At 66.0% G+C, this 23,319-nt stretch carries 36 protein-coding genes and 2 tRNA genes; 32 read left to right on the top strand and 6 right to left on the bottom strand.

The window, feature by feature from the left end; genetic code table 11:
• Positions 1 to 122: 122 nt before the first annotated feature.
• The 5 genes from KBY65_RS11180 to KBY65_RS11160 all read right to left on the bottom strand — a co-directional run bounded on the left by KBY65_RS11180 (position 123) and on the right by KBY65_RS11160 (position 4,213).
• The gene (locus tag KBY65_RS11180) at positions 123 to 911 is read right to left on the bottom strand and encodes an HAD family hydrolase (RefSeq protein WP_094560040.1); all 789 of its coding nucleotides are present in this window, start codon (positions 909 to 911) and stop codon (positions 123 to 125) included.
• An 11-nt stretch (positions 912 to 922) separates the two neighbouring features.
• Positions 923 to 994, bottom strand: a tRNA-Gln gene (locus tag KBY65_RS11175).
• Positions 995 to 1,078: 84 nt separating this feature from the next.
• Positions 1,079 to 2,731, bottom strand: coding sequence for an AAA family ATPase (locus KBY65_RS11170; protein WP_254987931.1), 1,653 nt, complete (start codon positions 2,729 to 2,731; stop codon positions 1,079 to 1,081).
• Positions 2,732 to 2,745: 14 nt separating this feature from the next.
• On the bottom strand, positions 2,746 to 3,762 hold the full coding sequence (locus tag KBY65_RS11165; RefSeq protein WP_094560041.1) for an LdpA C-terminal domain-containing domain: 1,017 nt from the start codon (positions 3,760 to 3,762) through the stop codon (positions 2,746 to 2,748).
• The gene (locus KBY65_RS11160; RefSeq protein WP_094560042.1) at positions 3,752 to 4,213 is read right to left on the bottom strand and encodes an NAD(P)H-quinone oxidoreductase subunit N; all 462 of its coding nucleotides are present in this window, start codon (positions 4,211 to 4,213) and stop codon (positions 3,752 to 3,754) included. Before KBY65_RS11160 ends, KBY65_RS11165 begins: the two co-directional genes overlap by 11 nt.
• A gap of 507 nt (positions 4,214 to 4,720) precedes the next feature.
• Here KBY65_RS11160 and rplC point away from each other — a divergent pair.
• From rplC to prfA, 30 genes are all read left to right on the top strand, one after another.
• Positions 4,721 to 5,368: a 50S ribosomal protein L3 gene (gene rplC, locus KBY65_RS11155; RefSeq protein ID WP_094560043.1), complete on the top strand. Its 648-nt coding sequence runs from the start codon at positions 4,721 to 4,723 to the stop codon at positions 5,366 to 5,368.
• A gap of 11 nt (positions 5,369 to 5,379) precedes the next feature.
• A complete protein-coding gene (rplD, locus tag KBY65_RS11150) occupies positions 5,380 to 6,015 on the top strand; it encodes a 50S ribosomal protein L4 (RefSeq protein WP_094560044.1) in 636 nt (211 codons plus the stop codon).
• On the top strand, positions 6,008 to 6,310 hold the full coding sequence (locus KBY65_RS11145; protein WP_094560045.1) for a 50S ribosomal protein L23: 303 nt from the start codon (positions 6,008 to 6,010) through the stop codon (positions 6,308 to 6,310). Before rplD ends, KBY65_RS11145 begins: the two co-directional genes overlap by 8 nt.
• A 15-nt stretch (positions 6,311 to 6,325) precedes the next feature.
• The gene (gene rplB, locus KBY65_RS11140) at positions 6,326 to 7,189 is read left to right on the top strand and encodes a 50S ribosomal protein L2 (RefSeq protein WP_094560046.1); all 864 of its coding nucleotides are present in this window, start codon (positions 6,326 to 6,328) and stop codon (positions 7,187 to 7,189) included.
• Between the two features lie 35 nt (positions 7,190 to 7,224).
• Positions 7,225 to 7,500, top strand: coding sequence for a 30S ribosomal protein S19 (rpsS, locus tag KBY65_RS11135; RefSeq protein ID WP_094560047.1), 276 nt, complete (start codon positions 7,225 to 7,227; stop codon positions 7,498 to 7,500).
• A 4-nt stretch (positions 7,501 to 7,504) separates the two neighbouring features.
• Entirely contained in the window at positions 7,505 to 7,858 is a 354-nt protein-coding gene (gene rplV, locus KBY65_RS11130) for a 50S ribosomal protein L22 (protein WP_094560048.1), read from the top strand.
• An 18-nt stretch (positions 7,859 to 7,876) separates the two neighbouring features.
• Positions 7,877 to 8,605: a 30S ribosomal protein S3 gene (rpsC, locus tag KBY65_RS11125; protein ID WP_094560049.1), complete on the top strand. Its 729-nt coding sequence runs from the start codon at positions 7,877 to 7,879 to the stop codon at positions 8,603 to 8,605.
• 16 nt (positions 8,606 to 8,621) lie between these two features.
• Positions 8,622 to 9,065, top strand: coding sequence for a 50S ribosomal protein L16 (gene rplP, locus KBY65_RS11120; protein ID WP_094560050.1), 444 nt, complete (start codon positions 8,622 to 8,624; stop codon positions 9,063 to 9,065).
• Positions 9,066 to 9,068: 3 nt separating this feature from the next.
• On the top strand, positions 9,069 to 9,293 hold the full coding sequence (gene rpmC / locus KBY65_RS11115; RefSeq protein WP_094560051.1) for a 50S ribosomal protein L29: 225 nt from the start codon (positions 9,069 to 9,071) through the stop codon (positions 9,291 to 9,293).
• Between the two features lie 17 nt (positions 9,294 to 9,310).
• Positions 9,311 to 9,562: a 30S ribosomal protein S17 gene (rpsQ, locus tag KBY65_RS11110; protein ID WP_255001615.1), complete on the top strand. Its 252-nt coding sequence runs from the start codon at positions 9,311 to 9,313 to the stop codon at positions 9,560 to 9,562.
• Between the two features lie 13 nt (positions 9,563 to 9,575).
• Complete coding sequence (rplN, locus tag KBY65_RS11105) at positions 9,576 to 9,941, top strand: 50S ribosomal protein L14 (protein ID WP_094560053.1); 366 nt, start codon at positions 9,576 to 9,578, stop codon at positions 9,939 to 9,941.
• 1 nt (position 9,942) lies between these two features.
• Entirely contained in the window at positions 9,943 to 10,299 is a 357-nt protein-coding gene (gene rplX / locus KBY65_RS11100; RefSeq protein WP_255001614.1) for a 50S ribosomal protein L24, read from the top strand.
• 91 nt (positions 10,300 to 10,390) lie between these two features.
• Entirely contained in the window at positions 10,391 to 10,930 is a 540-nt protein-coding gene (gene rplE, locus KBY65_RS11095) for a 50S ribosomal protein L5 (protein ID WP_094560055.1), read from the top strand.
• 19 nt (positions 10,931 to 10,949) lie between these two features.
• Entirely contained in the window at positions 10,950 to 11,351 is a 402-nt protein-coding gene (rpsH, locus tag KBY65_RS11090) for a 30S ribosomal protein S8 (protein ID WP_094560056.1), read from the top strand.
• Between the two features lie 17 nt (positions 11,352 to 11,368).
• Positions 11,369 to 11,908, top strand: a complete 540-nt coding sequence (gene rplF / locus KBY65_RS11085) for a 50S ribosomal protein L6 (protein ID WP_094560057.1) — start codon at positions 11,369 to 11,371, stop codon at positions 11,906 to 11,908.
• A gap of 32 nt (positions 11,909 to 11,940) precedes the next feature.
• Positions 11,941 to 12,306 (top strand): 50S ribosomal protein L18, encoded by a 366-nt coding sequence (gene rplR / locus KBY65_RS11080; RefSeq protein ID WP_094560058.1) that lies wholly within the window; start codon positions 11,941 to 11,943, stop codon positions 12,304 to 12,306.
• 14 nt (positions 12,307 to 12,320) lie between these two features.
• Positions 12,321 to 12,977, top strand: a complete 657-nt coding sequence (rpsE, locus tag KBY65_RS11075; protein ID WP_094560059.1) for a 30S ribosomal protein S5 — start codon at positions 12,321 to 12,323, stop codon at positions 12,975 to 12,977.
• Positions 12,978 to 12,986: 9 nt separating this feature from the next.
• Positions 12,987 to 13,436 carry a 50S ribosomal protein L15 gene (gene rplO / locus KBY65_RS11070; protein WP_094560060.1) on the top strand — a complete coding sequence of 150 codons (450 nt, stop codon included), beginning with the start codon at positions 12,987 to 12,989 and terminating at the stop codon, positions 13,434 to 13,436.
• A gap of 102 nt (positions 13,437 to 13,538) precedes the next feature.
• Positions 13,539 to 14,858, top strand: coding sequence for a preprotein translocase subunit SecY (secY, locus tag KBY65_RS11065; protein ID WP_254987935.1), 1,320 nt, complete (start codon positions 13,539 to 13,541; stop codon positions 14,856 to 14,858).
• Positions 14,859 to 14,901: 43 nt separating this feature from the next.
• Positions 14,902 to 15,462, top strand: coding sequence for an adenylate kinase (locus tag KBY65_RS11060; RefSeq protein WP_254987936.1), 561 nt, complete (start codon positions 14,902 to 14,904; stop codon positions 15,460 to 15,462).
• Positions 15,463 to 15,527: 65 nt separating this feature from the next.
• The gene (rpmJ, locus tag KBY65_RS11055) at positions 15,528 to 15,641 is read left to right on the top strand and encodes a 50S ribosomal protein L36 (RefSeq protein ID WP_006173336.1); all 114 of its coding nucleotides are present in this window, start codon (positions 15,528 to 15,530) and stop codon (positions 15,639 to 15,641) included.
• A gap of 94 nt (positions 15,642 to 15,735) precedes the next feature.
• Positions 15,736 to 16,101, top strand: coding sequence for a 30S ribosomal protein S13 (gene rpsM, locus KBY65_RS11050; protein ID WP_094560063.1), 366 nt, complete (start codon positions 15,736 to 15,738; stop codon positions 16,099 to 16,101).
• Between the two features lie 139 nt (positions 16,102 to 16,240).
• Positions 16,241 to 16,633 (top strand): 30S ribosomal protein S11, encoded by a 393-nt coding sequence (rpsK, locus tag KBY65_RS11045; RefSeq protein WP_255001613.1) that lies wholly within the window; start codon positions 16,241 to 16,243, stop codon positions 16,631 to 16,633.
• A 56-nt stretch (positions 16,634 to 16,689) separates the two neighbouring features.
• Positions 16,690 to 17,628, top strand: a complete 939-nt coding sequence (locus tag KBY65_RS11040) for a DNA-directed RNA polymerase subunit alpha (RefSeq protein WP_094560064.1) — start codon at positions 16,690 to 16,692, stop codon at positions 17,626 to 17,628.
• A 46-nt stretch (positions 17,629 to 17,674) separates the two neighbouring features.
• Positions 17,675 to 18,025 carry a 50S ribosomal protein L17 gene (gene rplQ / locus KBY65_RS11035; protein ID WP_094560065.1) on the top strand — a complete coding sequence of 117 codons (351 nt, stop codon included), beginning with the start codon at positions 17,675 to 17,677 and terminating at the stop codon, positions 18,023 to 18,025.
• Positions 18,022 to 18,933, top strand: a complete 912-nt coding sequence (gene truA, locus KBY65_RS11030; protein ID WP_233128548.1) for a tRNA pseudouridine(38-40) synthase TruA — start codon at positions 18,022 to 18,024, stop codon at positions 18,931 to 18,933. The genes rplQ and truA overlap by 4 nt, the downstream gene beginning before the upstream one ends.
• An 85-nt stretch (positions 18,934 to 19,018) precedes the next feature.
• Positions 19,019 to 19,471, top strand: coding sequence for a 50S ribosomal protein L13 (gene rplM, locus KBY65_RS11025; protein WP_255001612.1), 453 nt, complete (start codon positions 19,019 to 19,021; stop codon positions 19,469 to 19,471).
• Entirely contained in the window at positions 19,468 to 19,869 is a 402-nt protein-coding gene (gene rpsI / locus KBY65_RS11020) for a 30S ribosomal protein S9 (protein WP_094560068.1), read from the top strand. Before rplM ends, rpsI begins: the two co-directional genes overlap by 4 nt.
• 32 nt (positions 19,870 to 19,901) lie before the next feature.
• Positions 19,902 to 20,228: a 50S ribosomal protein L31 gene (gene rpmE, locus KBY65_RS11015; protein ID WP_254987937.1), complete on the top strand. Its 327-nt coding sequence runs from the start codon at positions 19,902 to 19,904 to the stop codon at positions 20,226 to 20,228.
• A 108-nt stretch (positions 20,229 to 20,336) separates the two neighbouring features.
• Positions 20,337 to 21,434, top strand: a complete 1,098-nt coding sequence (prfA, locus tag KBY65_RS11010) for a peptide chain release factor 1 (protein ID WP_255001610.1) — start codon at positions 20,337 to 20,339, stop codon at positions 21,432 to 21,434.
• 6 nt (positions 21,435 to 21,440) lie between these two features.
• Here the strand turns inward: prfA and KBY65_RS11005 are convergent, their stop codons facing one another.
• Positions 21,441 to 21,941: an HNH endonuclease gene (locus KBY65_RS11005; protein ID WP_094560071.1), complete on the bottom strand. Its 501-nt coding sequence runs from the start codon at positions 21,939 to 21,941 to the stop codon at positions 21,441 to 21,443.
• A gap of 50 nt (positions 21,942 to 21,991) precedes the next feature.
• On the opposite strand from KBY65_RS11005, the gene alr reads away from it, so the two are divergent.
• Both alr and KBY65_RS10995 read left to right on the top strand, forming a co-directional pair.
• A complete protein-coding gene (alr, locus tag KBY65_RS11000) occupies positions 21,992 to 23,209 on the top strand; it encodes an alanine racemase (RefSeq protein WP_094560072.1) in 1,218 nt (405 codons plus the stop codon).
• Between the two features lie 18 nt (positions 23,210 to 23,227).
• Positions 23,228 to 23,316 (top strand) — tRNA-Ser (locus KBY65_RS10995).
• Positions 23,317 to 23,319 lie beyond the last annotated feature (3 nt).

The raw sequence follows: 23,319 nt of genomic DNA, 5'->3' as shown, positions 1-23,319 counted from the left end.
CAAGCTGAGGGAGGGAGCACTGCTCAGGGCCGCTCAGGCCCCTGCAAAGAGCAACCCTCCGAGCTCACCCCCAAGCAACGGGGAGAGGGGAAGCTGTGCCTGCTGGAATGTGCGACAGGCTCCTAGGGCCATTGCGCCAGGGGCGCCGCAAACCGCTCGGGGGTGAGCCAGGCGATATCCGCCGGCAGGTTTTGGGCGTCCTGGGGTCCCAGGTAGCCCCAGCTCACCAGGCAACAGCGCACCGCGGCCAGTCGTGGATCGGCCCGCACCGTCTCCAGGGTGGGGCGACGATCTTCCACGAACCACAGGGGGCGCTGCTCGGCCAGCAGCCCCCGCAACACCGCGGGCTTGCTGCCCTGCTCATGGCCGTAGAGCGCCCAGGGTTGCAGACCCGCGGCGGCCAGCAGCCGTGAGGCAAACGCCGCACCCTTGGTGGTGAGCACAGCCCAGTCCGCCCCTTCCCCAGCCAGCTGGGCCAGGCGCTCCTTCACCCCCGGATACAACCGGTGGCGGGCCAACCAGGTCTCTGGTTCAGCGGCGATGGCCGCAGCACGAACCTGCTCGAGCTGCTGCTGCAGCTGCGCGGCGTCCCAACCCCAACGCGCCAGGGCAACGGGCAAGGCCGCGTCGTAGTGGGCCAGCAGGCCCTCCAGGTCAAGGTCCGCCCGGCCCAGCTCAGCGGCCATCAACACCATTTCCCAACCCTGATGGATCAGGGGTCGCAAGCGAACGAAGGCCGCGGGAGCCTGCTCCGGCAACACCAACTGAGGGGCAAGCTGCAGAGCCGTCGTCCGAGCCGCCCACCAGTACTCCGGCATGCCATCCATCAGCACGCCATCGAAGTCGAACACCACGAGAGGATCTGCCGCAGCCGGGGAAGCCGTTTTGGCGCGACTGGGCTGTGTCGGCATGGGGCGAAAAACTGGGTCGCTAGGATTCGAACCTAGGAATGGCGGGACCAAAACCCGCTGCCTTACCACTTGGCGACGACCCAATGCAGCCGGTCGCAACCGGTGCCTAGATAGTTACCCATAGCGCCCGGTCCTTCGTCAACCGCGACCGATCCACCGGCACCCGTTCAAGCCGGAAACACCCGCAGCCGCTGCTCGGATCCACGGCCAAACACCGCCGTACGCAGGCGGTAACGGCTTGCCAATTCCGCTTGCATCAGGCGCACCCGATCGCTCCGGGGCAGCAGCTCAACAGGCTGGCCGTGGGGCAGCACCACCTGTTCAACCGCCAGACGGCATTCCTCCAGACCGGCCAGGGCATCGTCCCCCTGGGAGCTGGCCGCCGACAGCGCCGCCGGATCCTGGGCGGCACGGTCTCGGGCAGCACGGTCCTGGCGGTGGCGCTCCAGTAGCCGCTCCAGAGCACGCTGCAGCTGGGGTGGCGCCGCCGATTTGAGCACCAGGATCGGCAGGCCGAGGTCCTGGGCCTGGCGGCGTACGTGGGGGTCCCTGCCGAGCTGCTGGCGCAGGCTCAGCACCGCATCGGCCAACTCCACGCTGCCCACCACCTCCACCGGCACCTGGCGGGCCCGCACCACCTGCTCCAAAGCCCCCCGACTGATGCCCGCCCCATACACCCGCAACACGGGCAAAGGCTCCACAACGGGAGTGGCCTCGCCGGCATCGGGCTCGTCGGGCTCCGGCAAGGGCCGGGGCACGAGGCGCGGCCGGCTCGAGAGGGGCGAAGCCGCGGGGGGCACGACCTCCTCGACCTGCAGGTGGCCATCGGCACCGAGCTCACGAACCTGGGGCCGGGCGCTCTGACCGCGCAGCAGCAGATCCACGGTGCGGGCCACATCGCGGTGCACCAGCCAGCGGTGACGGCTGTGCATCTCCACCGCCAAGGCGAAGGTGGGCTCGGCAGCGCGCTCCAGCACCGTCTTCTGGGTGCGACGGCGGCGGGCCTCCTCGTCCCCCAAAGTCACCGATTGAATGCCGCCCACCAGGTCGGAGAGAGTGGGGTTCTTGATCAGGTTCTCGATGGCGTTGCCATGGGCCGTGGCCACCAACATCACGCCCCGCTCGGCAATGGTGCGGGCCGCCTGCGCCTCGAGCTCGGTGCCGATCTCATCGATCACGATGACCTCGGGCATGTGGTTTTCCACCGCCTCGATCATCACCTGGTGCTGAAGCTCCGGCCGCGCCACCTGCATCCGCCTGGCGCGGCCGATGGCGGGATGGGGGATGTCACCGTCGCCGGCGATCTCGTTGCTGGTATCAATCACCACCACCCGCTTGCCCAGGTCGTCGGCCAGCACCCTGGCGATCTCCCGCAGGGCGGTGGTCTTGCCGACGCCGGGTCGGCCCATCAGCAGCAACGACTCGCCGGAATCCAGCAGATCGCGCACCATCGCCACCGTGCCGAACACGGCCCGCCCCACCCGACAGGTGAGGCCGACAATCTCACCGGTGCGGTTGCGGATGGCGCTGATGCGGTGCAGGGTGCGCTCGATACCGGCGCGATTGTCGCCGCCAAAAATCCCCAGCCGCTCCACCACCGCCGCCAGATCGGAGCGCTCCAGGGGCCGCTGACCCAGAGCCCGAACCTGGCCGGGATAACGGGCCTCCGGCACCCGCCCCAGATCCAGCACCACCTCCAACAGCTGCTCCCGCGCCTCCTCTGTCGCCAGCGACGTCTGCACCACCTCGGGCAGCAGCTCCAGCAGACGGTCGAGGTCGTCGGTGACGCGCTGGGGAGCCGTCGGGGCAGAGCTGGACACCGGATCGTCGGGCACTAGGTCTGTTCTAGCCAGGGAGCCACCAGGGCCTGAGCCAGCTCCAGGGCCTCGGGCCAGAGGGTCCCATCGGCTAGCAGGGGACGTCCCCGGCCCTGGGCTTCCAACAGCAGCGGTTGCAACAGACGGCGGGCCACCCCACCGAAGGCCACCCCCGCAATGTGGCGCCGAAGAGGAGCCTGTAACTGAGACAAGGTGTGCGCATTGGTGCCCCCCGCCAGCTGCACGGGGCCAGGGGGGGCGCAGGCCAGCACCGCTGCAGCCAATTTGACGGCGGCATGGGCCGTACCGGCCCCCACATCGCCACTCATCGGCCGGCCATCCAGCTGCCAGAGGGGGCGGAGGCCCTGGGCGCGCAGCAGGGCAAAGCGCTGCCACAGCTCGGCACCCAAGCCGGCTGGCAGCTGGGCCGTTCCCTCCAGACCAGCGCTCACCGCCAACCGCTGCAGCGGCACACCACTGGCCACCACCTGGGCCAGCCGCTCGGCAAAAGCTGCCCCCCGGCCTGGCTGGGTGTGGAGTTCCACCGCGTCGGGCCGCAATTGGGTCAGCAGGGGTGGCACGTCGACAGCCTCCAGCACCTGGCCCCGCTCCTCAATCAGGCCCTCGGGACAAGCCGGCAGGCAGCGACCGCAGCCGTAGCAGCGTTCAACCAGCACCCCGGGCCCACCGGTGGCCGCCACGCCGATCGCCAGGGCCGGACAGACCCGCTCACACGGGCGAGCACAGGCCGGCGGACAACGCTGGGGATCAAACCAGGCTTTGCGGAAATGGGGATCGGCCCCATCGCTGAGGCTCACCATCAACCAGGGCCGGGCCGCTCCCCGCGCCTGGGCCCAGGCGATGCCGCGACGGGCAGCGGCAGCCACGGCCACATCGGCCGCCACATCGATGCAGTGGACGCCTGCCAAGGCGAACACCCCGCAGACATCTTCAATGGCCGCCAGATCCTGATTGCTGGCACCGCAGATCAACTTGACCCAGCTGCCGCGGGTCAGGGCCGCCTCAGGCGTCAAGCAGCTGCTCAAGGGGCTGCCAGCGCAGGGCCCGGGCCCCTCCCATCTCCACCACCAACTTCAACCGCGGCTCACGCCGGCAGAGGGACACCAACGACCCCAGCTCGGCCCGCGACAGCACCTGGCCTTCGAGCAACCAAAGCAGGATCGGCTGGGTCCCCTCCAGCAGGCTCCCCAACTGAGGCATCACCCGCTGCACCTCCCCAACGGCCGCCCCTCGACCCACGCTTTGATGGCCGAGGTGCGGTGGACGCACGCCATGCAGCTGCAACAAAAAGGCTTCCGGATCCCCCAGCCCCCGGGCCGAGGTGAGCTGGGCTCGGTACCCCGCCGCCCGCATCCGACGCATCAGACGGGTTTCTGCGCCACCTTCGAGCGGGGCGAAGAGAGCCAAGGCCCCAGCCCGCTCCAGGTCCTGCCGGAAACCGCGCCCGGAGAGCAGCAGAGGCATCGCAAAGGATCACAAAGCTCAACAGCAGTCTGACAGCTCACGCCGGCCCGCGAACACGCATGGACTCGATCACTGCAGCGCCACGCAATGGAAGGCTGTCAACCCGTGAGGTAAGATTGTCAACTGTGCTGATGAACTGTGCCCGTCCGCTAGCCGGGCCTCCAGTTCGCAGCACACGGTCACCAGTGGTGGTGGCCGTCCTCGGCCAGCACGGCACAAGCAGCTGTCACAGGTTGCATGGTCCGTCGGGAAACTGCCTGAACGCGCCACATCTCCTTCGGAGATTCTGGTCCGGTTCAGACAAGTCCCAGCCGCGCTGATCCAATCCAGATCAGCCTTGCTAGCCCTTGGAAATCGCAACCGCGTCCGCCGGAGCTTCGTCTCGGGCCACGCCATGCGGCCACCTTGGCCGAGCCAGGCAGCTCCTCGATTTGTTCAGCTTCACCGTTACGCATGAGCCCTGGGCTCCTGTTGTGCGGTGGTCCAGCTGGCGTTGTTTCCCCTCCTATGTCCATCGGCATTCTTGGGAAGAAATTGGGCATGTCCCAATTCTTCGATGAAGAGGGCAGATCCATCCCGGTCACCGTGATCGAGGCTGGTCCCTGCCGTATCACCCAACTCAAAAGCACCAGCACCGACGGCTACAACGCTGTGCAGCTTGGTTTTGGCGACATTCGCGACAAGCTCGTGAACAAGCCGGCCAAGGGGCACCTGGCGAAGTCGGGCGATGAGGCCCTGCGTCACCTGAAGGAATATCGGGTCGACAGTGTCGATGGCCTTGAGCTGGGTGGCTCCATCACCGTCACGGCCTTCGAAGCAGGCCAGAAGGTCGATGTGAGCGGCGACACCATGGGGCGTGGCTTCTCCGGCCTCCAGAAGCGCCACGGCTTCAGCCGCGGACCCATGACCCACGGTTCCAAGAACCACCGTGAGCCGGGTTCGATCGGCGCCGGCACCACGCCTGGCCGCGTCTACCCCGGCAAGCGCATGGCTGGTCGTTACGGCGGCAAGCAAACCACCACCCGCGGGCTCGTCATCCTGAAAGTGGATGCGGAGCGCAATCTGCTGGTGGTGAAGGGTTCAGTGCCCGGCAAGCCCGGCGCCCTGCTGAACATCCGCCCGGCGAACCGGGTGGGCGCCAAAGCTGGGAACTGAGGAGAACATCGATGGCTAACTGTGTAATCCGCGACTGGCAGGGCAAAGAAGCCGGCAAGGCTGCCCTCGACCTCAAGGTCGCTAAAGAAACGTCCGCCTCCGACCTGGTGCATCGCGCCGTGGTGCGTCAGCTGGCCAACGCCCGCCAGGGCACAGCCAGCACGCTCACCCGTGCCGAAGTGGCCGGTGGTGGTCGCAAGCCCTACAAACAGAAGGGCACCGGTCGGGCCCGCCAGGGTTCGATCCGCACCCCCCTCCGCCCCGGTGGTGGTGTGGTGTTTGGTCCCAAGCCCCGCAGCTATGCCGTGGCGATGAACCGCAAGGAACGTCGCCTGGCCCTGCGCACCGCGCTGATGAGCCGCATCGACGACATCACCGTGGTGAAAGGCTTCGGAGCGGGGCTCGACACCCCCAAAACCAAGGAGATCACCGCTGCCTTGGCCCGCTTCGGCATCGAAGCCGGCACCAAGGTGCTGGTGGTGCTCGACGGTGCTTCCGAGGCCGTGCGGCGTTCCGTGCGCAACCTCGAGAAGGTCAAGCTGATCGCCGCTGATCAGCTCAACGTGTTCGATCTGCTCCACGCCAACAAGTTGGTGGTGAGCGAGGAAGCACTCGCGAAGATTCAGGAGGTCTACGGCGATGGCTGAGCGTTTTTCCAGTCGGCTCGCGGATGTGATCCGCCGGCCCCTGATCACCGAGAAGGCCACCCGGGCCCTCGAGCAAAACCAGTACACCTTCGAGGTGGACCATCGGGCCGCCAAGCCCGACATCAAGGCTGCCGTTGAACAGCTGTTCGACGTGAAGGTCATCGGCATCAGCACCATGAATCCCCCTCGCCGCTCACGGCGCGTGGGACGCTTCGCCGGCAAACGTGCCCAGGTGAAGAAAGCGGTGGTGCGCCTGGCCGAGGGCAACGCCATCCAGCTGTTCCCTGAGTCCTGAGGGGTCTGAAACAACATGGCTATTCGCAATTACCGCCCCATCACCCCCGGCACCCGCACCCGCGTCGCCAGCGACTTCTCTGAAGTCACTGGCCGTGGTCGGGAGCGGGGACTGGTGGTGGCCAAACACCGCCGCAAAGGCCGCAACAACCGCGGCGTGATCACCTGCCGCCACCGCGGCGGTGGCCACAAGCGCCTCTACCGCATCGTCGACTTCCGCCGCGACAAGCACGGCGTGGTCGCCAAGGTGGCGGCGATCCACTACGACCCCCACCGCAACGCCCGCCTGGCGCTGCTCTTCTACGTCGATGGCGAGAAGCGCTACATCCTGGCGCCGGCCGGCATCGAGATCGGCCAGCAGGTGGTGTCCGGCCCTGAGTCGCCGATCGAAACCGGCAACGCCCTGCCCCTCTCCGCCATCCCCCTCGGCTCCAGCGTCCACAACGTGGAGCTCTATGCCGGACGCGGTGGCCAGATGGTGCGTACCGCCGGGGCCAGTGCCCAGGTGGTGGCCAAGGAAGGCGACTACGTCGCCCTCAAGCTGCCCTCCACCGAGGTGCGGCTGGTGCGCCGCGAGTGCTACGCCACCCTCGGCGAAGTGGGCAACGCCGAGGTGCGCAACACCAGCCTCGGCAAGGCTGGCCGCAAGCGCTGGCTGGGCCGCCGGCCTGAAGTGCGCGGTTCGGTGATGAACCCCTGCGACCACCCCCACGGTGGTGGTGAGGGCAAGGCACCGATCGGTCGCTCCGGTCCGGTGACACCCTGGGGCAAACCCGCCCTGGGCCTCAGAACCCGTAAGCGGAACAAACCCAGCAATCGGTTTGTGCTCCGGAAACGTCGCCGCATCTCCAAACGGAGCCGTGGCGGACGCGATTCGTGATGATCCACACCGCTTTGCTGTTCGCTTAATCCGCCATGGGACGTTCACTCAAAAAAGGACCATTTGTTGCCGACAGCCTGCTGCGCAAGGTTGAAAAGCAAAACGTTGCCGATGACAAGTCCGTGATCAAAACCTGGTCACGCGCTTCCACCATCCTGCCGATGATGATTGGCCATACCATTGCCGTTCACAACGGCAAATCTCATGTTCCCGTCTACGTGACGGAACAGATGGTGGGCCACAAACTCGGGGAATTTGCCCCCACCCGCACCTTCCGGGGCCACATCAAGGACAAGAAAGGAGGCCGCTAACGCTATGGCAAACACCCCTTCCAACCAGGCCCTCGCCCACGGCCGCTACATCCGCGGTTCCGTCTCGAAGGTGCGCCGGGTTCTCGACCAGATCCGTGGCCGCAGCTATCGCGAGGCCCTGATCATGCTCGAGTTCATGCCCTACCGCTCCACCGGGCCCATCACCAAGGTGCTGCGCTCTGCGGTGGCCAACGCTGAACACAACCTGGGACTGGATCCCTCCACCTTGGTGGTCGCCACGGCGATCGCCGACATGGGTCCTTCCCTGAAGCGCTTCCGCCCCCGCGCCCAGGGTCGTGCCTACGCGATCAAAAAACAGACCTGCCACATCAGCATTGCTGTGGCTCCTTCCGCCTGACCCCGAGGACACCGACCGATGGGACACAAGATCCATCCAACCGGCCTGCGCCTGGGGATCACCCAGGATCACCGCTCGCGTTGGTACGCCCCCAGCAAGACCTACCCGACCCTCCTCCAGGAGGACGATCGGATTCGCAAGTTCATCCACAAGAAGTACGGCGCTGCCGGCATCAGCGATGTGCTGATCGCCCGCAAGGCTGACCAACTGGAAGTCGAACTGAAAACCGCCCGCCCCGGCGTGCTCGTTGGCCGTCAGGGCAGCGGCATTGAGGAGCTGCGCACCGGCATCCAGAAAACCCTCGGCGATGCCAACCGTCAGGTGCGCATCAACGTGGTGGAAGTCGAGCGGGTCGATGCCGACGCCTTCCTGCTGGCCGAGTACATCGCCCAGCAACTGGAAAAGCGGGTGGCCTTCCGTCGCGTCATGCGCATGGCCGTGCAGCGGGCCCAACGGGCCGGCGTTCTCGGCCTGAAGATCATGGTGGCCGGCCGCCTCAACGGCGCCGAGATCGCTCGTACCGAATGGACCCGCGAAGGTCGTGTGCCCCTGCACACCCTGCGCGCCGACATCGACTACGCCACCAAGCTGGCCAGCACCACCTACGGGGTGTTGGGCATCAAGGTGTGGGTGTTCAAGGGCGAGGTCCTGCCTGGCCAGAAAGAGCAGCTGCCCGTGGGCGCTGCCCCCCGCCGCCGGACCAGCCGGCAGCCGCAACAGTTTGAAGACCGCTCTAACAAAGAGTGATCCGGAGCCCTGAACCATGCTGAGTCCACGACGCGTCAAATTCCGCAAACAACAGCGAGGCCGTATGCGCGGCGTCGCCACCCGCGGCAACACCATTGCCTTCGGTGAGTTTGCGCTGCAGGCCCAAGAATGTGGCTGGATCACGTCCCGCCAGATTGAGGCCAGCCGCCGGGCGATGACCCGCCACGTCAAGCGGGGCGGCAAGATCTGGATCCGGATCTTCCCCGACAAGCCGGTCACCATGCGCCCCGCCGAAACCCGCATGGGTTCCGGTAAAGGCAACCCGGAATTCTGGGTGGCTGTGATCAAACCGGGCCGGATCCTGTTTGAAATGGGCGGTGCTGAAATCACCCCCGAAATCGCCAAGGAAGCCATGCGCCTAGCGCAATACAAGCTTCCGGTGAAGACCAAATTCCTGAGCCTGGCGGATCAGGACACTGCAGCCCCTGTGGAGGCCTGACCGATGGCACGACCCAACATCGCCGACGTGCGCAAGCTCAGCGGCGACCAGATCAACGAACAGGTCAGCGCCACCCGGCGCGAACTGTTTGAGCTGCGCTTCCAGCAGGCCACCCGCCGGCTGGAAAACCCGCACCGCTTCAAGGAGGCCCGCATCAAGCTGGCCCACCTGCTGACGGTGCAGCAGGAGCAAGAACGCTCCGCCGCCACGGCTGATTCAGCCTCCTGATACCCCCCTCGATCCCCATGGCACTCAAGGAAAGGGTCGGCACCGTCGTCAGCGACAAGATGGACAAAACGGTGGTGGTGGCGGTGGAAAACCGCTTCCCCCACCCCATCTACCAAAAGACGGTCAGCCGCACCACCCGTTACAAGGCCCACGACGAAGCGAACAGCTGCAAAATGGGCGACCGGGTTCGCATCACCGAGACCCGCCCACTCAGCCGCACCAAGCGCTGGACCGTGGCCGAAGTTCTCACCAACAGCACCGCCGGTTGAAGAGAGCAGACCCATGATCCAACAGGAAACTTTTCTGAACGTCGCTGACAACAGCGGCGCCAAGCGCATCCAGTGCATCCGGGTGCTCGGCACCAACCGTCGCTACGCCCACGTGGGCGATGTGATTGTGGCCGCCGTCAAAGACGCCATGCCCAACATGGGCGTCAAGAAGTCGGATGTGGTGAAGGCTGTGGTGGTTCGCACCAAGGCAACCCTGCGTCGCGACACCGGCAACTCGATCCGGTTCGACGACAACGCTGCCGTGATTCTCGGCACCGACAACAACCCGAAGGGCACGCGGGTCTTCGGCCCCGTCGCCCGCGAATTGCGCGAGCGCAACTTCACCAAGATTGTGTCCCTCGCTCCGGAGGTGATCTGAGATGGCGACCGCAACCCCCAAGGCCAAGTCCCTCGAGCGCATCAAGATGCGCCTCAAGCAAGGCGACACCGTTCAGGTGATCTCTGGCAAGGACAAGGGCAAAACCGGCGAGGTGCTCCGCACCCTGCCGTATGAGAACCGGGTGGTCGTGCAGGGCATCAACCTGCGCACCCGCCACGTCAAGCCCACCCAAGAGGGCGAGACCGGCCAGATCGTCACCGAGGAAACGTCCCTGCACGCCTCCAACGTGATGCTCTACTCGACCACCAAACAGGTGGCCAGCCGCGTCGAAATCGTCGTGGAAAAGGATGGCTCCAAGAAGCGGCGCCTCAAAAAGACCGGGGAAATACTGGATTGATCGGCCCAGTTCCCATTCACAGTCTTCCATCTCTATCCCTGTTCCTGTCCGCCTTCTGACCCCGACCAGAAGCGCACCCCCTCCCTCCGTCATGTCACTGAAACAGCGCTACCGGGAGACGATTCAGCCCAAACTCCTCAAGGATCTGAATCTCTCCAACGTTCACGAAGTCCCGAAGGTGGTGAAAGTCACCGTCAACCGGGGCCTCGGTGAAGCCGCCCAGAATACGAAGGCCCTTGAGGCCTCCATCACGGAGCTGGCCACAATCACCGGTCAGAAGGTGATTGTGACCCGCGCCAAGAAGGCCATCGCCGGCTTCAAGATCCGCCAAGGCATGCCCATCGGCGTCGCCGTCACCCTCCGGGGTGAGCGGATGTATGCCTTCCTGGAGCGCTTGATCAATCTCGCTCTACCGCGCATCCGCGACTTCCGCGGCGTGAGCCCCAAGAGCTTTGACGGCCGGGGGAACTACACCCTGGGGATCCGCGAGCAGATCATCTTCCCCGAGATCTCCTTCGACAAGATCGATGCGATCCGGGGGATGGACGTCACGATCGTGACCAACGCCCGTAACGACGAAGAGGGCCGGGCCCTCCTCCGCGAGATGGGAATGCCGTTCCGCAGCAACTGAGCCCTCTTCGGACCCGACCATGGCCAATCACGACCCGATTTCCGACATGCTCACCCGCATCCGCAATGCGAGTGAGAAGCGTCACGAGACCACCAAGATTCCTGCTTCCCGTTTGGTGCGCAACGTCGCCAACGTGTTGCAGCAGGAAGGCTTCATCGCAGCCATCACCGAAGAAGGTGAAGGCGTGCAGAAGCATCTGGTGCTCGAGCTCAAGTACAGCGGCAAGCACCGCCAGCCCACGATCCGCTCCGTCCAGCGCGTCAGCAAGCCTGGCCTGCGCATCTACAAGAACAATCGCCAGCTGCCCAAAGTATTGGGCGGCCTGGGAGTGGCCATCATCTCCACATCCAAAGGAGTGATGAGCGACCGCGACGCCCGCAAGCAGGGTGTCGGTGGCGAAGTGCTCTGCTACGTCTACTGATCCCGGGAGGTTGATTCATGTCTCGTATTGGTAAAGCCCCGATTCCCCTCCCCGACAAGGTGAGCGTCAGCCTCAATGGTCTCGACGTCACCGTGAAGGGTCCGAAGGGCGAACTCAGCCGCACCCTGCCCGATGGGGTGCAGATCTCCCAGGACGGCAACACCCTGGTGGTGAGCCCCAGCAGCGAAACCCGCCGCTCGCGCGAGCGCCACGGTCTTTGCCGCACGCTTGTCGCCAACATGGTGGAAGGCGTCAGCCAGGGCTACACCCGCAAGTTGGAAATCGTCGGCGTGGGCTACCGCGCCGCTCTCCAGGGCAAAAAGTTGGTGGTTTCCGCCGGCTACAGCCACCAGGTGGAGATGGTGCCCCCCGATGGCGTCAGCTTCGCCGTCGAAGGCAACACCACCGTGCTCGTCTCCGGTGCCAACAAGGAACTGGTGGGCAACGAAGCTGCCAAGGTGCGCGCCATCCGTCCGCCCGAGCCCTACAAAGGCAAAGGCATCAAGTACGAGGGTGAGCACATCCTGCGCAAGGCCGGTAAGACCGGTAAGAAATGAGGTCTGCCTGAGCGTCGTTACCCTGTATCGCCATGTCATCCATCTCCCGCAAACAGCAGACCCAGAAGCGTCACCGCCGCCTGCGTCGCCAACTCAGTGGCTCGGCTGCCCGTCCCCGGCTCGCCGTGTTCCGCTCCAACAACCACATCTACGCCCAGGTCATCGACGACGACGCTCAGAACACCCTCTGCGCGGCGTCGACCCTCGACAAGGACCTGCGCACCAGCCTCACCACCAGCGGAACCTGCGATGCCTCCGTGGCCGTAGGCGAGCTGGTTGCCAAACGGGCCCTTGCCAAGGGCATCCAGCAGGTGGTCTTCGATCGCGGCGGCAACCTGTACCACGGCCGGGTCAAGGCCCTGGCTGACGCCGCCCGGGAAGCGGGCCTTCAGTTCTGATCCCTGCTCTCACCATGACCGAAACCAACGATCAAGTTCAATCCAACGACATTCCGGCCGCGTCGGATGTGCCTGTAGCGGCCGAAGGCCAGCAGGAGCGCCGCGGTGGCCGCGGTGAGGGCCGGGGTGGCGACAACCGCCGCGGTGGCGGTGGCCGTGGGCGCGACAACCGTCGCGGCCAGGAGCGCGACTCCGAGTGGCAGGAGCGGGTGGTCCAGATCCGCCGAGTCTCCAAGACCGTCAAGGGCGGTAAGAAAATGAGCTTCCGGGCCATCGTTGTCGTCGGCAACGAGAAGGGCCAGGTGGGCGTGGGTGTCGGCAAGGCCGGCGATGTGATCGGCGCCGTCCGCAAGGGCGTGGCCGATGGCAAGAAGCACCTGGTCAAGGTGCCCCTCACCCGCCATAGCTCCATCCCCACCCTCAGCAATGGCCGCGACGGCGCTGCCAGCGTGCTGATCCGCCCGGCCGCTCCCGGTACCGGTGTGATCGCGGGTGGCTCGATCCGCACGGTGCTGGAGCTGGCTGGCATCAAAAACGTGCTGGCCAAGCGCCTGGGGTCCAAGACACCCCTCAACAACGCCCGGGCTGCGATGGAGGCTCTGGCCGGCCTTCGCACCCACAAGGAGACCGCCAAGGAGCGGGGCATCTCCCTCGAGCAGATCTACTCCTGAGGCCTCGCCATGAGCATCAATCTCCAATCCCTGAAACCCAACGCCGGCGCCCGTCGCCGCAAACTGCGCAAAGGCCGCGGCATCGCCGCCGGTCAGGGTGCGAGCTGCGGCTTCGGCATGCGTGGTCAGAAGTCCCGCTCGGGTCGTCCGACCCGTCCTGGCTTCGAGGGTGGCCAAATGCCCCTCTACCGCCGCATCCCCAAGCTCAAGCACTTTGAGCTGGTGAACACCAAGGAGTTCACGATCATCAATGTGGCCAAGCTGGCCGAGTGCAAGGCCGGTAGCACCGTGAGCCTCGATTCCCTGGTGAAAGAAGGCCTGGTGACCAGCCCCAAGCACCCCCTCAAGGTGCTCGGCAATGGCGACCTCAAGGTCAAGCTCACCGTGCAGGCTGCTGCGTTCACAGCCAGCGCCCGCACCAAGATCGAAGCTGCCGGTGGCAGCTGCGAAGTCATCTGATCGCCTTGCGGGCCTCCGCCCTAAGGTCTGAGCCGTCCAGCTGGATCCCGGGACCCCCCAGGATTCAGCGGACGGTTTTTTTCATGCCCACCTCACGCCGCCATGCTTGTTAGCCGGGGTCGCAACCCCAGTGCTGGGGAAATCCTCAGCCAACTGATCCAATCAAAGGGCCTGCGCGACCGGGTGCTCACCACCCTCGGCCTGTTGCTGCTGGTGCGGCTGGGCATCTACATCCCGATGCCAGGCATCGACCGGGTGGCCTTCCAGGAGTTTCTCTCCCGGGGGGGCCAGCTGATCGGCTTCCTCGACATCTTCACCGGGGGCGGCCTCTCCACCCTGGGTGTGTTTGCCCTGGGGATCCTGCCCTTCATCAACGCGTCGATCATCATCCAGCTGCTCACCGCAGCCCTGCCCCAGCTGGAGGACCTCCAAAAGAACGAAGGGGAGGCCGGTCGCCGCAAGATTGCCCAGATCACCCGCTACGTGGCCCTGGGCTGGGGAATCCTGCAGAGCACGGTATTTGCCCTGATCCTGCGCCAGTACGCCACCGAGGGGCTCTCGGAGCCCGTGTTTGTCATCCAAACGGCCCTGGCTCTCGTGACCGGCTCAATGGTGGTGATGTGGATCAGCGAAGTGATCACCGAACGGGGCATCGGCCAGGGCGCGTCCCTGGTGATCTTCGTCAACATCGTGGCCACCCTGCCCAAGGCCCTGGGCTCCACCATCGAACTGGCCCAAAGCGGCGACCGCAGCACCGTGGGCGGCATCGTCGTGCTGGTGCTGGTGTTCCTGCTCACGATCGTTGGGATCATCTTTGTGCAGGAGGGCAACCGCCGCATCCCGATCGTCAGTGCCAAGCGCCAGGTGGGCGGCGCTGGGGTGCTCTCGGCACGCCAGAGCTATCTGCCGCTCAAGCTCAACGCCGGCGGCGTGATGCCGATCATCTTTGCTTCAGCGGTGGTGTTCCTGCCGCTGACCATCGCCAACATCACTCGCAGCCCCTGGCTGATCCAGCTGGCGGGCTACCTCAACCCCAACAGCAGCACGCCCTGGCTCTACGCCCTGGTGTTCTTCGCCCTGATCTGCGGCTTCGGCTTCTTCTACGCCTCGCTCACAGTCAATCCGGTGGACATCGCCACCAATCTCAAGCGCAGCGGCGTGGCCATCCCCGGCGTGCGCCCCGGCTCAGCCACGGCCAACTACCTCAGCGGTGTTCAAAACCGCCTCACCCTGCTGGGTGGTGTCTTCCTCGGCGCCGTGGCGATCATTCCCTCGGCCGTGGAAGGGGCAACCCAGGTGCGCACCTTCCAGGGCCTGGGGGCCACCTCCCTGCTGATCCTGGTGGGCGTGGCGATCGACACCGCCAAACAGGTGCAGACCTACGTGATCTCCCAGCGCTACGAAGGCATGGTGCGGCAGTAACCGCACGCCCTTCGGCACCCCGACCTCTGTTTTCAGTCCCGCCATGAAGCAACGTCTCCTGTTCCTCGGCCCCCCCGGAGCTGGCAAGGGCACCCAGGCCGAGCAGCTGGCCGCCGACCGCAACCTTCTGCATCTCTCCACTGGCGATCTGCTGCGGGCCGAAGTGGCCGCCGGCAGCGCCCTGGGTCAGGAAGCGGAGGCGGTGATGGCCCGCGGGGAGCTGGTGAGCGATGCGCTGGTGCTGGCGATCGTGCGCAGTCGCCTGGAAGCCCAGGCGGCCAGCGGCGGCGGCGGCTGGCTGCTGGATGGCTTCCCGCGCAACCTCGCCCAGGCGGAATCCCTGGGGGTGCTGCTTGACGAGCTGCAGCAACCGATCGAGCTGGTGGTGCTGATGGAGCTGGATGACGCCGTGCTGATCCAACGTCTGCTGGGCCGGGGCCGGGCCGACGACAACGAGACCGTGATCCGCCATCGCCTCGAGGTGTACCGCGAGCAGACCGCACCCCTGATTCGCTATTACCAAAGCAAAGGCCTGCTTCAGGCCGTGGAGGCCAACGGCACCGTGGAGACCATCGCCGAACGGATCACGGCGTTGCTGGGCTGATGCCCAAGAAGTGGTTGACCCGTGTGATAGGTTGTCCGTTTGCAAATTCGGAGAGCACAACGCCCATGAAGGTGCGTGCCTCAGTCAAGAAAATGTGCGACAAGTGCCGGGTGATCCGTCGCCACGGCCGGGTGATGGTGATCTGCACCAATCCCAAGCACAAGCAGCGCCAAGGCTGATCAGCCTTAGCCAGCCCCGCCTGGGGGCCAGCTGTATCCATGTTTATCCCGCTCCGCTTTGGCGGCGCGTCTTGCCCCCTCATCGATTTCCCACGTGGCTCGGATTGCCGGCGTTGATATCCCTCGCGAAAAGCGCGTTGAGATCTCCCTCACCTATGTGTATGGCATTGGTCTCACCCGTGCCCAGAAGATCCTGGCGAAAACCGGGGTCAACCCGGACACCCGGGTGAAGGACCTCAGCGACGCCGACGTTCAGAAACTGCGCGGGGCCGCTGAAAGCTTCACCCTCGAAGGCGACCTGCGTCGGCAGGAGGGCATGGCCCTCAAGCGCCTCCAAGACATCGGTTGCCTGCGGGGCCGTCGTCACCGCATGGGCCTGCCCGTCCGGGGCCAGCGCACCCGCACCAATGCCCGCACCCGCCGCGGTGCCCGCAAAACCGTGGCCGGCAAGAAGAAGTAAGGCGCCTCGCCCCTTCCTCAATGCCCCCCTCGCCCTGCCGCCTCTTGCTCCAGCAGCCCAGACCTCCTGCGTCCGGCGTCACCAGAGCGACCCCCTTCACGTTCTTTGATCACCTCCTGCACCAGCAGGCCTTTCCGCCATGGCAAAACCAGCCAAGAAATCCGGCGCCAAGAAGACGAAGCGCAACGTCCCCAATGGTGTGGCGCACATCCAGAGCACCTTCAACAACACGATCGTGTCCATCACCGACACGGCCGGCGAAGTGATCTCCTGGAGCTCGGCCGGAGCCAGCGGCTTCAAGGGCGCCCGCAAAGGCACCCCCTTTGCTGCCCAAACCGCCGCCGAGGCCGCCGCTCGACGCGCCCTTGAACAGGGGATGCGCCAGATCGAAGTGCTGGTGCGGGGCCCCGGCTCCGGCCGTGAAACCGCCGTTCGCGCCCTGCAGGTTGCGGGCCTGGAGATCACCCTGATCCGCGACGTGACTCCCCTTCCCCACAACGGCTGCCGCCGCTCCAAGCGCCGTCGTGTCTGATTCGTCGTCTCGTGCTTGCCCCCGAGGCTTCTTCCAACCTTTCGACCCTTCAGAACGTGCTGCATTACCAAATTGATCGGATCGAGCATCAGGTCGCCGAAGACCGGTCCCAGACCGGCACCTTCCTGATCGGCCCGCTCGATCGCGGCCAGGCCACCACCCTCGGCAACGCCCTCAGGCGCGTCCTGATCGGCAGCCTTGAAGGCAGTGCCATCACCGCCGTGCGCATCTCCGGCGTCAACCACGAGTACGCCACCGTTCCTGGCGTGCGCGAAGACGTGCTCGACATCCTGCTGAACTGCAAGCAGATCTCGGTGAACAGCCGCAACCGCGAGCTGGAAATCGGCCGACTGGTTGTGAATGGCCCTGCCACCGTGACTGCCGCCGACCTGCAGTTCTCCTCACAGGTGCAGGTGATCGACGGTGATCGCCTGATTGCCACCGTGGCCGAGGGCCACAGCCTCGAGATGGAAGTGCATGTGGAGCGCGGCGTCGGCTACCGCCCCGTCGATCGCCACAGCGAAGACACCAGCGCCATCGACCTGCTTCAGATCGATGCGGTGTTCAAGCCCGTGCGCCGGGTCAACTACACGGTGGATGAAACCGCTGTTGGCGAAGGCGGCTCCGCCCGGGAGCGGCTGCGCCTGGAGATCGAAACCAACGGCAGCGTCACCCCCGACGACGCCATGGCGCAGGCGGCCAACCAGCTGATCGCGCTGTTCCAGCCCCTGGCCAGCCTCACCATGGTGGAAGAGCCCGGCCTGGAGCCGGAACCCTCCGCCGAGGCCCAGATTCCGCTTGAAGAGCTCAACCTCTCCGTGCGGGCTTACAACTGTCTGAAGCGCGCCCAGGTCAACTCCGTGTCTGATCTGATGGGCTTCAGCTACGAAGATCTCCTGGAGATCAAAAACTTCGGCTCCAAGTCAGCCGATGAGGTGATCGAAGCGCTGGAGCGCATCGGCATCACCCTGCCCCAGAGCCGCACCAGCGCCTGATCGGCGGCCCCGTTTTCCGACACGCCACCTCACCAGCCCCAGTCCCATGCGACACCAGTGCCGAGTCCCCATGTTGGGACGCCCCGCCGACCAACGCAAAGCGATGCTGCGTGGACTCACCACCCAGCTAATCCGCGAAGGTCGGGTGACCACGACCAAAGCCCGCGCCAAGGCCCTTCGCGACGAGGCCGAGCGCATGATCAGCCTGGCCAAGGACGGCAGCCTTGCGGCCCGCCGCCGCGCCATTGGCTACATCTACGACAAGCAGCTGGTGCACGCCCTGTTTGACAAGGCCCAGGAGCGCTACGGCGAGCGTCAAGGCGGCTACACCCGCATCATCCGCACCGTGCCCCGCCGCGGCGACAACGCCGAGATGGCCATCATCGAGCTGGTCTGACCCGCTCCGGACCGTCCCTGCGCCGCATCGCCCTCTGCCTGCAATACGACGGCGCGGCGTTCTGCGGCTGGCAGCGGCAGCGCAACGCCCCCAGCGTGCAGGAAACCATCGAGGCGGCGATCGCCGCACTGGATCCGCTGGGGCCTGGTCGCACCATGGCGGCGGGCCGCACCGACACCGGCGTGCACGCAGCCGCCCAGGTGGCGCACTTCGACGCCGCCGGGCCGATCCCACCGGAGCGCTGGGCCAAGGCGCTGAACGGGCGGCTCCCCAGCTCGATTCGCATCCGGGCGGCCGCCGAGGTGCCCGACACCTGGCACGCCTGCTTCAGTGCCAGCTACCGGCGCTACCGCTACACGATCCACAACGCCCGCACCCCCAATCTGTTTCTGGCTCCCTGGAGCTGGCATCGCTACCAGCAGCGGCTCGACGACCAGGCCATGGCCCAAGCCCTTGAGGCCATGCTGGGTGAACACGATTTCTCGGCCTTCCAACGGGCCGGCAGCCGCCGCGCCCACGGCCGCACCACCCTCCAGGAGGTGCGCCTGGAGCGCCAGGGCGACCTCATCACCGTGGAGCTACAAGCCAGCGGTTTCCTCTACGGCATGGTGCGCCTGGTGATGGGCCAGCTCGTGGCCATTGGGGAAGGCCGGCTCAGCGGCGAGGCCTTCGAACACCGCTGGCGCGAGTGCCGGCGGGCCGAGGTGAAAGAGGCGGCGCCCCCCCAGGGCCTGTGCCTGCTGCGGGTGGGCTATCCCACTGAGGTCTTCCCCAGAGCCGCCTGGTATGATTGCCAACCGCGGTTTCAGCTCGAGACATCCGATTCACCGGATCTCCAGCCTGCTTCAGCCGTCCAGTCCGCACATCCAGCGCCGCCGCCGTCCGGGGGAGCGCAGGCCAAGCGGTAAGGTCACTGAATCCGGGCGCTGGGTTGTGTTCTACGACCAGCTGTCCTGCCCCAACTTCCGGCCTGCCGGTGCCTGATCAGGCGAAATGAACAAGACCCCCCTGCCCTCCATTGATTCCCTCGACCGCCAGTGGTATCTGGTGGACGCTGAGAATCAGATCCTCGGTCGCCTGGCGAGCGAAGTGGCCCAGGTGCTGCGCGGCAAGAACAAGCCCTGCTACACCCCCCACCTCGACACCGGCGACTTTGTGATCGTCATCAACGCCGACAAGGTGAAGGTGAGCGGCAACAAGCCGACCCAGAAGATCTACCGCCGCCACTCCGGTCGCCCAGGCGGTATGAAAACCGAGACCTTCGCCCATCTGCAGGCCCGCATTCCTGAGCGGATCGTGGAGAAGGCCATCAAGGGCATGCTTCCTCACAACGCCTTGGGGCGTCAGCTGTTCCGCAAGCTGAAGGTTTACAAGGGCACCGAGCATCCCCACGCTGCCCAGCAACCCCAGGTTCTCGCCCTCGATCCCGCCACTGCCGCCCAATGAGCACCAACAAAGTCGTCTACTGGGGTACGGGTCGTCGCAAGACCGCCGTCGCCCGCGTGCGTGTGGTGCCCGGCAACGGCACTGTCACCATCAATGGTCGCCCTGGCGACAACTACCTCAACTACAACCCCGTCTACCTGGCAGCCGTCAAAGCTCCCCTGCAGACCCTCGGTCTGGCAGCCGAATACGACCTGCTGGTGAACGTGCGCGGCGGTGGCCTGACCGGCCAGGCCGATGCGATCAAGCAGGGTGCTGCCCGCGCTCTCTGCGACCTCTCGCCAGACAACCGCAAGCCGCTCAAGACGGAAGGCCACCTCAGCCGTGACCCCCGCGCCAAGGAGCGTCGTAAGTACGGCCTGAAGAAAGCCCGTAAGGCGCCTCAGTTCTCCAAGCGCTGATTTCCTGTTCACGCCATCAGCCCCTTTTCGTCATGCCCAAGGCCGACATCCATCCCACCTGGTACCCCGATGCCAAGGTGATTTGCAACGGAGAGGTGGTGATGACCACCGGCTCCACTTCGCCTGAGATCCACGTCGACGTGTGGAGCGGCAACCACCCCTTCTATACCGGCACCCAGAAAATCCTCGACACCGAGGGGCGGGTGGATCGCTTCATGCGCAAGTACGGAATGGGCGGTGCCGATGCAGCAGGCTCGAGCTCCGGTGCCAAAAAAGAAGCCAAGAGCGCAGCCGCAGCCGACGCTCCTGCTGCCGAAGCTCCTGCTGCCGAAGCCACTGCAGTGGGCGCCGAAGCCTGAACCCAAGTCAGGCCTGCGTTCGCTTGAATCCCAATCCCCCGGCCGGGTGCTTTCGGGCATCCGGTTTTTTGTTGTCTGGAGCCCTACCGGACCCGTTCCGCACCGCCGATGGATCTCTCCCTGCTGCATGAGCGCCTAGACACGGCCCGCCGCACCTTCGAGACACTCGAGCGGCAGCTGGCTGATCCCGCCGTAGCGGCCAACCCCAGCCAGCTCCAGGCGATCGCCCGCGAGCGCGCGCGACTGGAACCCCTGGTGCAGGATCACCAGCAGCTCCAGAAGCTCGAGCTGGAAGAGCGCGAAGCCCGCACCCTGCTGAAGCAGCACCGCGGCGATGCCGCCATGGAAGAGCTCGCCACTGAAGAGCTCGCCAGCCTGGGCGAGGCCATCGCCGGTCTCCGCGACAAGCTCACCCTCGCCCTGTTGCCCCGCGATCCCCGCGACGAGCGCAGCGTGATGCTGGAAATCCGTGCCGGGGCCGGCGGCGATGAAGCGGCCATCTGGGCGGGCGATCTGGCCCGCATGTACGAGCGCTACGCCCAGAGCGTGGGTTGGCGCGTGGAGCCAGTGAGCGCCTCGGAAGCCGAACTCGGTGGCTACAAGGAACTGATCCTGGCCATCAAAGGCGAGGGGGTGTTCAGCCAGCTCAAATTTGAGGCCGGCGTGCACCGCGTGCAACGGGTGCCCGCCACGGAATCCCAGGGACGGGTGCACACCTCCACCGCCACCGTGGCCGTGATGCCCGAAGCCGATCCCGTGGAGGTGCAGATCGATCCCACCGAGATCGTGATCAGCACCGCCCGCTCCGGGGGGGCCGGCGGCCAGAACGTCAACAAGGTGGAAACGGCCGTGGATCTGCTGCACAAACCCACCGGCATCCGGGTGTTCTGCACCCAGGAGCGCTCCCAGCTGCAGAACCGCGAACGGGCTCTGGAGATCCTGCGGGCCAAGCTCTACGAGCGCCAACTGGCCGAGGCCAATGCCCAGGAGCGCTCCGCCCGGTTGGCCCAGGTGGGCAGCGGCGACCGCAGCGAGAAGATCCGCACCTACAACGTCAAAGACAACCGCACCACCGACCACCGCCTGGGCCGCAACTTCTCGCTCGAACCCGTGCTCAACGGCCAGCTGCAAGACCTGATCGGGGCCTGCATCGCGGCCGATCAGAGCCGCCAGCTCGAGGAGTTGGCCGAACAGATGACCCGCTGAGCCAGCTCAGGCGCCGATCACATACTTGGCCCACTCCCCATGGCGGCCCGCCGAGATCTGACGACTCGCTTCAAACGTGAGGCTGCTCAAGGGACGATGGGGCTGCCGGATCAGGGGCATGCCGGCTTCCCGGGGGGTGCGGTTGCCCTTGCGGACGTTGCAGGGCAGGCAGGCCGTGGTGACGTTCTCCCAGGTGTCGAGACCACCGCGGCTGCGGGGCACCACATGATCCACCGAGAGCTGCTCGGCGCTGATGCCGCAGTATTGGCAGCGATGGCCATCGCGGTGGAAGAGGTTGCGGCGGGTGAGCGGCAGTTGCTTGTACGGCACCCGCACGTACTGACGCAGCCGGATCACCGTGGGCAACCAGGTATCGTCGCGAATCCAGCGAGCAGGATCATGCTCGAGCCCCTCCGCCTTGCCCTTGAGCACCATCACCAGGGCGCGACGCCAGGTGGTGATGTTGAGGGGTTCGTAGGACGCATTCAGAACGAGAACGTGGCCCATGCCAGCACCCGTGATGGGCGGCATGCTAGGCGCAATCTTCCGTTTCATCCGTGACCCAGGCCACCAGGGCCAGCTGGAGCACCGCGGCCCCTGAGGCCGGGCTGGCCCGCCAGCGGGCCTGGGTGGAGGTGGACACCGAAGCGATCAGCGCCAACGCCCGCAGCCTCAAGCGCTGCATCGGCGCCAACACCAGCCTGATGGCGGTGGTGAAGGCCGATGGCTATGGCCATGGCTCCATCCCAGTGGCCCGGGCCGCCCTGGCCGGCGGAGCCAGCCAATGTGGCGTGGCCACCCTGGCCGAAGGTATCGAACTGCGCCGGGCCGGAATCGAGGCACCGATCCTGGTGATGGGCAGCCTCACCCAGGCGGAGGAGCTGCGCAGCTGTCTGCATTGGCAGCTGATGCCCACCATCAGCGGCATGCGCGAGGCCCTGCTCTGTCAAAACCTCGCCAGCGATCAGGGCCAAGCCATGGCCTTGCAGCTCAAGCTCGACACCGGCATGGCGCGCCTGGGGGTCGATTGGCAGGAGGGGCCCAGGCTGGCGGCGGCGATCGCCGAGCTGGAGGCGGTGCAGCTGGCAGGGGTTTACTCCCACCTCGCCAGCGCCGATGCGGCACCGGGCGACGACGATGGCCTCACGGCCCAGCAGCAGCAGCGCTTCAACACAGTGCTCCAGGCCCTGCGCAACCAGGGCCTGGAGAGCGGCAGCCGCCACCTGGCCAATTCCGCTGGCACCCTGCGCAGTGCGGGGCTCCACTACGACCTGGTGCGCGTCGGCCTGTCCCTCTACGGCCATAGCCCTGCGCCCCACCTCGCCGGTGTCACCCAGCTGGAGCCCGCCATGACCCTGCACGCCCGGGTGAGCCTGGTGCGGGAGGTGGGATCCGGAGTGGGGGTGAGCTACGGCCACCGCTTCCGCACCAGCCGGCCCAGCCGGCTGGCGGTGGTGGGCATCGGCTATGCCGATGGCGTGCCCCGGCAGCTGTCCAACCAACTTGAAGTGCTGTTTGCTGGCCAACGCCTGCCCCAGGTAGGGGCCATCACCATGGACCAACTGGTGCTGGATGCCACCGACTGCCCGGCGCTGGAGGTGGGCTCGGTGGTGACCCTGCTGGGACAGGACGGCGACGACCAGATCACCCCCAGCGACTGGAGCGACCGCTGCCAGACCATCCCCTGGGAGATCCTGTGCGGCTTCAAGCACCGTCTGCCACGCCTCACCGCGGCCCAGGCCGCCTGGGAGGGCCCCATCGACGGGGCTCACTGATAAGCTCGTCAAGCTGCTGGAGAGGTGGCTGAGTGGTTGAAAGCGGCTCCCTGCTAAGGAGTTACAGGAGGCAACTTCTGTCGAGGGTTCGAATCCCTCCCTCTCCGTTG

This window comes from Cyanobium sp. Alchichica 3B3-8F6, from assembly GCF_024346435.1.
Classification (GTDB): Bacteria; Cyanobacteriota; Cyanobacteriia; order PCC-6307; family Cyanobiaceae; genus Cyanobium_A.
Note: the sequence above shows the minus strand (reverse complement) of the source record. Positions and strands in the feature narration are given on the sequence as shown.

Bases quoted from the DNA above. Each gene is read 5' to 3' on its own strand.
- rplQ (WP_094560065.1), top strand. From the start codon at position 17,675: ATGCGACACCAGTGCCGAGTCCCCATGTTGGGACGCCCCGCCGACCAA.
- secY (WP_254987935.1), top strand. From the start codon at position 13,539: ATGCTTGTTAGCCGGGGTCGCAACCCCAGTGCTGGGGAAATCCTCAGC.
- rpsH (WP_094560056.1), top strand. From the start codon at position 10,950: ATGGCCAATCACGACCCGATTTCCGACATGCTCACCCGCATCCGCAAT.
- rpmE (WP_254987937.1), top strand. From the start codon at position 19,902: ATGCCCAAGGCCGACATCCATCCCACCTGGTACCCCGATGCCAAGGTG.
- rplE (WP_094560055.1), top strand. From the start codon at position 10,391: ATGTCACTGAAACAGCGCTACCGGGAGACGATTCAGCCCAAACTCCTC.
- rpmC (WP_094560051.1), top strand. From the start codon at position 9,069: ATGGCACGACCCAACATCGCCGACGTGCGCAAGCTCAGCGGCGACCAG.
- rpsS (WP_094560047.1), top strand. From the start codon at position 7,225: ATGGGACGTTCACTCAAAAAAGGACCATTTGTTGCCGACAGCCTGCTG.
- prfA (WP_255001610.1), top strand. From the start codon at position 20,337: ATGGATCTCTCCCTGCTGCATGAGCGCCTAGACACGGCCCGCCGCACC.
- rplB (WP_094560046.1), top strand. From the start codon at position 6,326: ATGGCTATTCGCAATTACCGCCCCATCACCCCCGGCACCCGCACCCGC.
- rpmJ (WP_006173336.1), top strand. From the start codon at position 15,528: ATGAAGGTGCGTGCCTCAGTCAAGAAAATGTGCGACAAGTGCCGGGTG.
- rpsC (WP_094560049.1), top strand. From the start codon at position 7,877: ATGGGACACAAGATCCATCCAACCGGCCTGCGCCTGGGGATCACCCAG.
- KBY65_RS11005 (WP_094560071.1), bottom strand. From the start codon at position 21,941: ATGGGCCACGTTCTCGTTCTGAATGCGTCCTACGAACCCCTCAACATC.
- rplV (WP_094560048.1), top strand. From the start codon at position 7,505: ATGGCAAACACCCCTTCCAACCAGGCCCTCGCCCACGGCCGCTACATC.
- rplX (WP_255001614.1), top strand. From the start codon at position 9,943: ATGGCGACCGCAACCCCCAAGGCCAAGTCCCTCGAGCGCATCAAGATG.
- KBY65_RS11145 (WP_094560045.1), top strand. From the start codon at position 6,008: ATGGCTGAGCGTTTTTCCAGTCGGCTCGCGGATGTGATCCGCCGGCCC.
- rpsE (WP_094560059.1), top strand. From the start codon at position 12,321: ATGACCGAAACCAACGATCAAGTTCAATCCAACGACATTCCGGCCGCG.
- KBY65_RS11180 (WP_094560040.1), bottom strand. From the start codon at position 911: ATGCCGACACAGCCCAGTCGCGCCAAAACGGCTTCCCCGGCTGCGGCA.
- rplN (WP_094560053.1), top strand. From the start codon at position 9,576: ATGATCCAACAGGAAACTTTTCTGAACGTCGCTGACAACAGCGGCGCC.
- rplR (WP_094560058.1), top strand. From the start codon at position 11,941: ATGTCATCCATCTCCCGCAAACAGCAGACCCAGAAGCGTCACCGCCGC.
- rplF (WP_094560057.1), top strand. From the start codon at position 11,369: ATGTCTCGTATTGGTAAAGCCCCGATTCCCCTCCCCGACAAGGTGAGC.
- rplD (WP_094560044.1), top strand. From the start codon at position 5,380: ATGGCTAACTGTGTAATCCGCGACTGGCAGGGCAAAGAAGCCGGCAAG.
- rplP (WP_094560050.1), top strand. From the start codon at position 8,622: ATGCTGAGTCCACGACGCGTCAAATTCCGCAAACAACAGCGAGGCCGT.
- rpsQ (WP_255001615.1), top strand. From the start codon at position 9,311: ATGGCACTCAAGGAAAGGGTCGGCACCGTCGTCAGCGACAAGATGGAC.
- rplC (WP_094560043.1), top strand. From the start codon at position 4,721: ATGTCCATCGGCATTCTTGGGAAGAAATTGGGCATGTCCCAATTCTTC.
- rpsK (WP_255001613.1), top strand. From the start codon at position 16,241: ATGGCAAAACCAGCCAAGAAATCCGGCGCCAAGAAGACGAAGCGCAAC.
- rplM (WP_255001612.1), top strand. From the start codon at position 19,019: ATGAACAAGACCCCCCTGCCCTCCATTGATTCCCTCGACCGCCAGTGG.
- rplO (WP_094560060.1), top strand. From the start codon at position 12,987: ATGAGCATCAATCTCCAATCCCTGAAACCCAACGCCGGCGCCCGTCGC.
- rpsI (WP_094560068.1), top strand. From the start codon at position 19,468: ATGAGCACCAACAAAGTCGTCTACTGGGGTACGGGTCGTCGCAAGACC.
- KBY65_RS11060 (WP_254987936.1), top strand. From the start codon at position 14,902: ATGAAGCAACGTCTCCTGTTCCTCGGCCCCCCCGGAGCTGGCAAGGGC.
- KBY65_RS11160 (WP_094560042.1), bottom strand. From the start codon at position 4,213: ATGCCTCTGCTGCTCTCCGGGCGCGGTTTCCGGCAGGACCTGGAGCGG.